Annotated in this window: 3 protein-coding genes; 2 read left to right on the top strand and 1 reads right to left on the bottom strand. The window is 70.2% G+C overall.

Annotated features, from left to right (window positions below):
* Positions 1–474 (top strand): GNAT family N-acetyltransferase (locus tag P409_RS33065; RefSeq protein ID WP_034848686.1); only part of this gene is annotated, 474 nt, incomplete at its 5' end.
* A 258-nt stretch (positions 475–732) separates the two neighbouring features.
* Here P409_RS33065 and P409_RS37495 read toward each other — a convergent pair.
* The gene (locus P409_RS37495) at positions 733–966 is read right to left on the bottom strand and encodes a hypothetical protein (RefSeq protein WP_081992140.1); all 234 of its coding nucleotides are present in this window, start codon (positions 964–966) and stop codon (positions 733–735) included.
* Positions 967–1,202: 236 nt separating this feature from the next.
* Between P409_RS37495 and P409_RS33060 the strand changes: the two genes are divergently transcribed.
* A partial coding sequence (locus P409_RS33060) for a hypothetical protein (protein ID WP_034848683.1) occupies positions 1,203–1,903 on the top strand: 701 nt, incomplete at its 3' end.

Raw genomic sequence — 1,903 nt, 5'->3', positions numbered from 1 at the left:
GTCCGCGCCATCGAGGTCGCGGCGGCGTCGCGCTTCGGCGCGATCGGCCTGCCGGAGATCGCGGCGCTCGATCCGGCGGAGCCGGAGGAGGTGCTGCTGCGGGCCCGGGAGGGGCGGCTGTGGGTGACGGCCGATTCCGGGGACCGGCCGGTCGCCTTCGCCCTGTTCGGCGAGATCGACGGCACGCTGCATATCGAGGAACTGGACGTCCATCCCGACCATGCCCGCCGCGGCCTGGGCGCGGCGCTGATCGACCGGCTGGACGCGATCGCCCGGGAGCGGGGGCTGCCGGAGCTGACGCTGTCGACCTTCCGCGACGTGCCCTGGAACGCGCCGTACTATGCCCGCCTCGGCTTCGAGCCGATGCCGGACGAGGCGCTGGGCCCGGGCCTGGCCGCGATCCGCGACATGATCCGGGACAAGGGCATCGACATCATCCCGCGCCTGTTCATGCGGAGGGCGGTGGCGGGGTAGGGGGCTGATCGGCCCGGTAGCAAAGGCGGGCAGGCGCCGCGGGTCGCTATCCGCTCGGCGCGGACTCTCCCCGGCGCTGCTGGCTTCGCTGAAGCGAGCACTCCCGACGACCCAACCTCGCCTGAAAGCGGACCCGGCAGAGGGAGGGCAGGATCGTCATTGATCCTGCTGCAACGGCCCCGGTGCGTGTTTCAGGGGCGGACCGCTCGTGGCGGCTATCGGAGTGAGCCGTCCAGGAGGCACGACCGGGTTGGGCGGTTAGCTGCCATTAACTTGAAGCGCCGACTGCACCGCCTTGCGCCAGTCTTCCCAAGCTCCCGGGTCGCTTGGCGAGCCATCCGACCAGATATCGCGACTGATATCACCTAAGAGGCTGGCAATATCATCGGTTTTGCCGGTGCGCTTCCAGTATGCATCAAGGAACAAGACCATGGCGTCGAACGCCTGGAGCTCATCAATTTTCCTGAGTGGCGCGCCGATCCAATCGTTCATTTGAGCGGTTACCCCACAGCCAAATCCAAAGGCGACCCAGGTCGACGACGGCGTCGCGGGCCGCTCATGATCTATCGAAACCAACGGGGCCGGAAAGGGTCGAGGCGAGCCATGTCCGCTCGTGAGAGCCAGGCGATGATCGCTTCCACACCTTTTTCGGACCATTTCGGGCGAGCGCTCGCCGTAAACACATCGTGCCGTTGCCTTAACTCCGATTCTTGTTCATGATACGTTCCATGGACAAGGCGCAGACCGACCAGGCATCGGAGGCCCCGGCCGCTCCCCAGGAGGAGCGGGCGGCGCGGCATCTGCGCCTGCTGGCCCGGGCGGCCGAGATCCAGATGGAGGTGATGGAGGCCGCCCGCACCGAGGCGGTCGAGGCGCCGCAGCCGGGAGTCGACTATTGCCAGCGCGTCGCCGTCGCCGCCCGCTCGCTGCGGCTGACCCTGCTGCTGGAGGCCAAGCTCTCCCGCCCGCCCGAGGTGCCGCCGCAGAAGGCCCGGCCGGCCGGGGCGAGCGACAGGGCACCGGCCGGGATGCGGGCGATGCTGGCGATGGCGGCCGCTTCCTTTGACGGCGCCAGGACCGAGGCGGAGGAGGCCGAGGCCAGCGAACGCTTCGGCGAGATCGCCGAGCGGCTGGAGCGGCCGGAGGTGGCGGAGATGGTCGAGCGCAGCCCGGCGCCGGCGGCCGTGGCCCGGCTGTGCCGGGAGTTCGGGCTGCCGGCGGACACGGTGCAATGGCTCGCCACCGCGGATGCGGCGCTGGAGCAGCTGGGCTACGCGCCGGCCGACGATGTGGAGGCTGCCCCGGTCGCGGACCAGGCGGTGATCCGGCGGCGGCTGCGGGTGATCATGGCGCTGGGCGCGGCGATCCGGGCCGGGACCGAGGACGAGGCGGAATGCGACCGCCGCTTCTTCGCCATGGCCGGACAGAT

It is taken from the genome of Inquilinus limosus MP06 (assembly GCF_000767795.1).
GTDB classification, from domain to species: domain Bacteria; phylum Pseudomonadota; class Alphaproteobacteria; order DSM-16000; family Inquilinaceae; genus Inquilinus; species Inquilinus limosus_E.
The sequence above is the reverse complement of the archived record's forward strand: the minus strand, read 5'-3'. Positions and strand labels throughout refer to the sequence as shown.

Excerpts from the sequence above, each read along its gene's own strand:
- P409_RS37495 (WP_081992140.1), bottom strand. The coding sequence starts at position 966 with ATGAACGATTGGATCGGCGCGCCACTCAGGAAAATTGATGAGCTCCAG.